We start from the raw sequence: 6396 nt of genomic DNA on the forward strand, positions 1-6396 counted from the left end.
GTCGAGGCCGCGCACCAACACCGTGGCGCCTTCGATGCCGACCAGCTTCACCATCGAGGTACCCAGCGGATTGGGCCGCACCGGCGAGCGCAGCGAAAACGTGCCGCGGGCGCGGCCGTCATTCTTCGGGCTCTGCAGCACCAGGTCGCGGCGCGACAGATGCAGCCAGTAGATCACCTCGAGCATCCTGAACTGATCAAGGCCCTGCAGCGCCGGCACCCAGGGATCGAAGATCTCCAGCCGGCACACCGGCCCGTCATGGCGGCCTTGCCGCGGCGTGTCCGACCGCGACGTCCATGGCGTGCGGATGCGGCCGATATAGACCAGACCGGCATTGTTGGGCTTCGGCGCGTCGACGACGGCCTCGCCGGCGCGGATCTCATTCTCACCAGCCATCCGTCAGCAGCCCCGATCAATCCAGCGAGATGTTCTGCGCCTTGATCACCTTCGACCACCGCGCCCGATCCTCGTCAACGAATTCCGTAATCTGCGCCGGCGTCTTCGGGCGCAGCACCGGGAAGCCGATCTTTTCCAGCGAGGCACGAAAGGCCGGATCATCGAGCGCCCGGTTCAGGCTGGCGCTGACCTTGTCGGAAATGTCGTCGGGCAATTTGGCCTGCGCGGCAACGCCGAACCAGACGCCCACGACGTAGTCCGGATAACCGCTTTCCGCCACGGTCGGCACATCCGGCAGATCAGGGCTGCGCTGCGCCGAGGAGACGCCCAGCGGCCGCAGCATGCCGGACTTCACCGGCGGCAGCGCGGTGGACAGCGTATCGAACATCACCTGGATATTGCCCGACAGCAGATCGGTCAGCGCCGGTCCGGCGCCCTTATAGGGAATGTGGGTCATCTGCACGCCGGTGATCTGCTTGAACATCTCGCCGGCGAGATGGATGGTGCCGCCGGTGCCCGCCGATCCGAAATTCAGCTTGCCCGGATTCGCCTTGGCGTAAGCGACGAACTCCTGAACCGTCTTGGCCGGCACCGAAGGATGCACTTCCAGCACCACCGGAAGGTCGGTGACGATCGACAGCATCTTCAGATCCTTCTGCGGATCGTAGGGCAGCTTCCTGTAGAGCAGCGGGTTGAGCACCATGATCGAGGCCGCGGTGACGAACAACGTGTAGCCGTCCGGATCGGCGCGCGACACCGTCTCCGCCGCGATCGCGCCCTGCGCGCCGGGCTTGTTCTCGACCACCATGGTCTGCTTGAGATCACGGCCGAGATAATCCCCGACCAGTCGCGCCAGCACGTCGGTCGGGCCGCCCGCCGCGTAGGGTACGATCAGCTTGATCGCGCGTGTCGGATATTCCGCTGCGCAGGCCATTGGCATCGCGCTTACCATCGCGACGGCGAGCATCGACATCAGGACGGAGCTGGCACGCGTTTTCATGTCGTTTCCCCAGTGGTCTTTTTTGAATTGCCCGAACAGTAGCCGAGCCAAGAGGCAGCGCAAGCCGTGGCTCAGCCGAGCCAGTATTTACCAGCGATCATCACGGTCTCGCCGCTGACGACGCCGAACAGAATCGAGCGCCTCGTCGCCATGAACACGGCTACGCCAACCGCTACCGCGCCGTAGCGCAACTCCGGCGGAATACTGGCCAGCGCACCCGGCGGCACGACCAGGATCTGCGCAATCACGCCGGCAAGGATCGCGGTGGCCACCGCCCTCACCCACACCAGCAATTCGGATTGCTCGTCGACGCCGCCGCCCAGCCATAGGCCGAGCCAACGCCACACTTCGTTGGGCAGGAAGCCCGCCAGCAGCAGCACGATCAGGGAATGCCAGTCGCCGATGAATTCGCTCATGCTCGCCGTCGCCACCAGTGAACGCCATAGGCGATGCTGCCGGCGGAGACGCCCGATATCAGGATATCGACGCCGGTGTGCAGCAGCGACACCAGCGGAAACAGCGCAAGGCCGAGGACCAGTGCCACCACATCGGGAAGCTGCCGGCAATTCCGCGCGGTGGACAGCAGAAACGCCAACGGCGTGAGCAACAGGATGGCCGCACCGAACAGCGGCGGCAGATTGGCGGCGAGTTGGTAACCGATCAGAGTGGCTGTCATCGAGATCGTCACCAGGCCAGTCCCCAGGCCGTTGACGAAAGCGATGCGACGCGCGCGCGGAACCAACGGCAGCAGGCGGAAACATTCAACCCACAACGTGACCGCGATGAAGTGCGCCGGCAGGATCAACTGGCGCTTGCGCGTTTGCGGCAGGCGCAGCATGGGCAGCACCGAGACCACCATCGGAAACAGCCGGACCGCGCTGACCGTCACGGCCAAGGCGGCCTGGATCACCGTGGCGCCGGAGCCCAGCGTCGACAGCAGGATGATCTGTGCCGGGCCCGCCCACACGAACAGCGTCGACGCCAGCGCCCAGAACAGGCTGAAATGGGTGTCGTGGGCGAGCGCGCCGATGCCGATATAGGTGGCGAACAGCACCAGCGTCAGGATCGTCGAGGCAATCGAGCTCAGGCCCAGCACAAACGCCGCCGCGGTGCCCTGCCATCGTGGTGAATCCAGAGCCGGCAGCGCCACCAAACGTCCTATTCTTCTTGAAAGGTATTGTCGCCATACGCAGCCAATCACAGCCGCCGTCAAGCCGCCTGTTTAACCTTAACAAAACGTTTATCGGCTCAGTGCTCGCCTCGACTTAACCACCTCAGGTAGTGTCCAGAGGTAACCAGAGAGGGGCATCATGCTGGAGCGACGAAAGAGTTTTCGCAGTCGGGTCTATTTCGGCGGCCGGATCGCGTTCAATGGACGGCAGTCGAGCATGGATTGTATCGTGCGCAACTTCTCCGACGACGGTGCCCGGGTGGAATTCGAAACCACCCGCCTGATTACCGGGGAAGTCGACTTCACCATCGAGCAGAAGGGATACGCCTTTCGCGCGAGGATGATCTGGCGCCGCGGCGACCAGGCCGGCTTCCTGTTTCGCGATCCCCGGCGCACCGACACCGATGCCACGCTCGACTGCGCGATGCGGCTGCGCGCCAGTGAGCGCGTCAACCGCGATCTGCTGCAGCGGCTCGATCGGTTGCGCTCGGAATACTGAGCGCTCCCGCTCTGACGTTCATGTTGCGCAGCACCAGGCAGGCTTGGCCGGCGCGGCGGATCCTGCCACACAACTCATCGGCGGCTGCCCGCGTGTCCTCGCCAATGCGCACTTGATAAAAGGTCCGGGTGCCGCGGCTGCGAAAGGTCGAGCCCAGCAGATTAGGATCGCGATCGCCGATCACCGGACGGAGCCGCGCCATCACGCGCGCATAGCTCATCAGGGCGCGGTCGCGGTCAAAGCCGGCGGCGAGTTGCACGCCCCAGGGGCGCGCCTCACCCAGCTTCACGCGCTGCGCCAGTTCGGCGATGAACGGATTTGGCGAGCGCTGCAGCAGCGCCATCAGCTCGCGGCACCCCGTCGGCGGCGGCCGATCCGGCATCTTGCCGTTGCGGCCGGCGGCGGACCAGTCATCGACCGAAGCGCCGGTGATCGCGGACACGTAGTTGCGGGTTTCCGACGGCATCGGACCCCTGCCGTCGATCCAGTCCTGCACCCGGCGCGGCCCTGCATTATAGGCCGCGGCGGCAAGGCCGAGATTGCCGAACTGGTCGCGCAGCTCCTTCAGGAATTCGGCCGATTTCGGCAGCGCCTGGACCGGATCGAACGGGTCGAGCAACCGCCGCTCGGTCGCGGTGCCCGGCATGAATTGCGCGATGCCCTGGGCGCGCTGGCCGCTGCGCGTCACCGGCCCCACCGCATCGGACTGAAACCGGCTCTCCTGCCAGATCACCCGGGCAAAGAATTCCAGCGGCAGATCATGGGCCTTCGCCGCGGATTCGATCATCAGGCACATCGACTCCCGGGTGCCGGAATCAGCAGGTTGCATCGCTGGTGGAGCTGGCCGAGCGTCGAGCATCCTGTCAGCGCCCGGTTTCGCCAGTTCCGCCGGCGGCAAAATCTCCTCGGCATGCAGGCGCGCCTCCGGAAGCAGCAATATTGCTGTCAGGATCATCGTCTGGCAGATCAGGGCCACGGCTAATTTCATCATCCTCCTGCGCGTCTTGACAGCCGGGTCGAAGCGGCTAGCTATGCCTCGAAGTGAGCGGGAACGGGAGCGCAGCCATGACCAAGGACCACCCGCCCGGCTTCGCCTCCGACGACGACGTGCCGATCCCCTATATGGCCCGCACCCGGGACTACTATCTGGCGATCGGCTACGACACGCCCTATCGCTGGGCGCACCATAATGATGCGCCATTCCAGAAATTGCGTACACCGCTGGCGCAGTCGCGCGTCGCCCTCATCACCACGGCCGCTCCGTTCGATCCCGCGCGCGGCGACCAGGGACCGGGCGCCTCCTATAATGGCGGCGCCAAGTTCTATCAGGTCTATGACGGCGATACCGCGCAGGATCATGATTTGCGCATCTCGCACATCGCCTATGACCGCGTACATACCACCGCCGACGACAGCAACAGCTGGTTCCCGCTGCCCGCGCTGCGTCAGCTCGCCGCCGAGGGCCGGATCGGCGACGTCGCGCCACGCTTCTTCGGCGCGCCGACCAATCGCAGCCACCGCGTCACCACCGAGACCGACGCGCCGGAAATCCTGGCGCGCTGCCGTGCCGACGGCGTCGACGCCGCCGTATTGGTGCCGAACTGCCCGGTCTGTCACCAGACCATCGCCCTCACGGCCCGGCATCTCGAGGCCAATGGCATTTCCACCGTGGTGATGGGCTGCGCCAAGGATATCGTCGAGCACGCCGCGGTGCCGCGCTTCCTGTTCAGCGATTTTCCGCTCGGCAATTCCGCCGGCAAGCCACACGATCCGGCATCGCAGGCGGCGACGCTGCAACTGGCGCTGCGGTTGCTGGAATCGGCGGTCGGGCCACAGACAACCGTGCAATCGCCACAGCGCTGGCGGGGGAACGCCTCCTGGAAGCGCGACTACAATAATGTTGCGCTGCTGAGCACCGAAGAACTGGCGCGCCGCCGCGCCGAATTCGACGCCCAGAAGGCCGCCGCCCGCGGCCGGCGCGACAGCGCGGCTTAGCGATGCCAGGCCGCAATACTTAATTTACGTTAACGTGGTTTGGCCCGTCGCATGATCTTCCCCGCTCCGTGGATCGGCGTAGTGTTCCGCGCGAAAGAGGAACGGAACATGGATGAGCGTCGGCAGGACCAGCGGAACAAGGTGATCTTTGGCGGCATCGCATCGACCGATGCGCCGGTGTCGAAGGATTGCATCGTGCGCGATATCTCCGACCACGGCGCCCGTGTCGAATTCAAGCCCGGTGCAGCAGTGCCGAAGGACCAGATGTCGCTGTCGATCGCGCGCAAGGGCAAGTCGTTCCTCGCCAAGGTGATCTGGTGGCGCGACAACATCGTCGGCGTCGCTTTCACCGACGCGCCGGAAAATGCCCTGCCGCCATCGGATCTGGCGGAACGTCTGCGCAAGAGTGAAAAGAAGAAGCGGCAGCTGCAGCGCAAGATCAACGATCTGCTCGGGCAGTAATTTACTGTCGGTCCAGGGCGTGAGGGCAACAGCGCGAGCGAACCTCAGCCACTCCAATTGAAGTGGCGGGGAACCTCGACCGAGGCGATGAACATTTCGGGATTCCGGGTTCGCGTGCGGCTATCGCCGCCCGTACCCCGGAATGACAGCTAAACTCAAACCAAAACGGCCGGCAATTTCTTGCCGGCCGTTTTCATTTACGCGTTGGACTCAGGCTTACGCCTTGACCAGCGGCTTGGTCGGGCCCTTGGACCCGCCGGGACCGCCCGACTTCGGCTTGCGCGGCGCGGTGCGCTTGCCGGGCAGCTTCTCCGGCTTCGGCGTCACCGGGCCATTGTCATATTCAAAGCCGATCCGCTCCTGCGCGACGCCCAGCACCGGCTCGTCGCTGACCAGCACCACGCGGACGTGGCCGCCATCCTTCAGCTTGCCGAACAATAGTTCGTCGGCGAGCGGCTTCTTGATGTGCTCCTGGATCACGCGGCCCATCGGGCGCGCGCCCATCTGCTCGTCATAACCGTGCTTCACCAGCCAGGCCTTGGCGGGCTCGGACAGTTCGATGGTGACGTCGCGGTCCGCCAATTGGGCTTCGAGCTGCAGCACGAACTTCTCCACCACCATGCCGATCACATCGGGATTGAGATGCGCGAACGAGACGATGGCATCGAGACGGTTGCGGAATTCCGGCGCGAACTGCCGGTTGATCGCCTCGTGGTCCTCGCCTTCCCGCTTACTTCGCGTGAAGCCGAAGGCCGCCCGCGCCATGTCGGCCGCGCCGGCATTGGTGGTCATGATCAGGATCACGTTGCGGAAGTTGACCTGCTTGCCATTATGATCGGTGAGCCGGCCGTGATCCATGATCTGCAGCAGCAC

The 6396-nt window shown here is 64.8% G+C and carries 9 protein-coding genes; 3 read left to right on the forward strand and 6 right to left on the reverse strand.

Annotated features, from left to right (window positions below; all coding sequences use genetic code 11):
• From Q0S16_RS17305 to Q0S16_RS17320, 4 genes are all read right to left on the reverse strand, one after another.
• Positions 1–396, reverse strand: a 396-nt coding sequence (locus Q0S16_RS17305; RefSeq protein WP_295850503.1) for an SAM-dependent methyltransferase, incomplete at its 3' end; no start/stop codon positions are given.
• A gap of 16 nt (positions 397–412) precedes the next feature.
• Entirely contained in the window at positions 413–1396 is a 984-nt protein-coding gene (locus Q0S16_RS17310; protein ID WP_295850506.1) for a tripartite tricarboxylate transporter substrate binding protein, read from the reverse strand.
• A 71-nt stretch (positions 1397–1467) separates the two neighbouring features.
• Positions 1468–1812 carry an AzlD domain-containing protein gene (locus Q0S16_RS17315; RefSeq protein ID WP_295850509.1) on the reverse strand — a complete coding sequence of 115 codons (345 nt, stop codon included), beginning with the start codon at positions 1810–1812 and terminating at the stop codon, positions 1468–1470.
• The gene (locus Q0S16_RS17320) at positions 1809–2546 is read right to left on the reverse strand and encodes an AzlC family ABC transporter permease (protein WP_295850511.1); all 738 of its coding nucleotides are present in this window, start codon (positions 2544–2546) and stop codon (positions 1809–1811) included. The genes Q0S16_RS17315 and Q0S16_RS17320 overlap by 4 nt, the downstream gene beginning before the upstream one ends.
• Positions 2547–2706: 160 nt before the next feature.
• On the opposite strand from Q0S16_RS17320, the gene Q0S16_RS17325 reads away from it, so the two are divergent.
• Positions 2707–3066 carry a PilZ domain-containing protein gene (locus Q0S16_RS17325; RefSeq protein ID WP_295850513.1) on the forward strand — a complete coding sequence of 120 codons (360 nt, stop codon included), beginning with the start codon at positions 2707–2709 and terminating at the stop codon, positions 3064–3066.
• On the opposite strand, the gene Q0S16_RS17330 is transcribed toward Q0S16_RS17325, so the two are convergent.
• On the reverse strand, positions 3017–3925 hold the full coding sequence (locus Q0S16_RS17330) for a lytic transglycosylase domain-containing protein (protein WP_295850525.1): 909 nt from the start codon (positions 3923–3925) through the stop codon (positions 3017–3019). The genes Q0S16_RS17325 and Q0S16_RS17330 overlap by 50 nt on opposite strands.
• 206 nt (positions 3926–4131) lie before the next feature.
• Here Q0S16_RS17330 and Q0S16_RS17335 point away from each other — a divergent pair, with 206 nt between their 5' ends.
• A complete protein-coding gene (locus Q0S16_RS17335) occupies positions 4132–5061 on the forward strand; it encodes a glycine/sarcosine/betaine reductase selenoprotein B family protein (RefSeq protein WP_295850516.1) in 930 nt (309 codons plus the stop codon).
• A gap of 108 nt (positions 5062–5169) precedes the next feature.
• The gene (locus tag Q0S16_RS17340) at positions 5170–5523 is read left to right on the forward strand and encodes a PilZ domain-containing protein (protein ID WP_295850520.1); all 354 of its coding nucleotides are present in this window, start codon (positions 5170–5172) and stop codon (positions 5521–5523) included.
• Positions 5524–5739: 216 nt separating this feature from the next.
• Here Q0S16_RS17340 and Q0S16_RS17345 read toward each other — a convergent pair.
• The coding region (locus Q0S16_RS17345; protein WP_295850523.1) for an AAA family ATPase at positions 5740–6396 on the reverse strand (657 nt) is incomplete at its 5' end.

The organism is Tardiphaga sp., assembly GCF_025356345.1.
Lineage (GTDB): Bacteria > Pseudomonadota > Alphaproteobacteria > Rhizobiales > Xanthobacteraceae > Tardiphaga.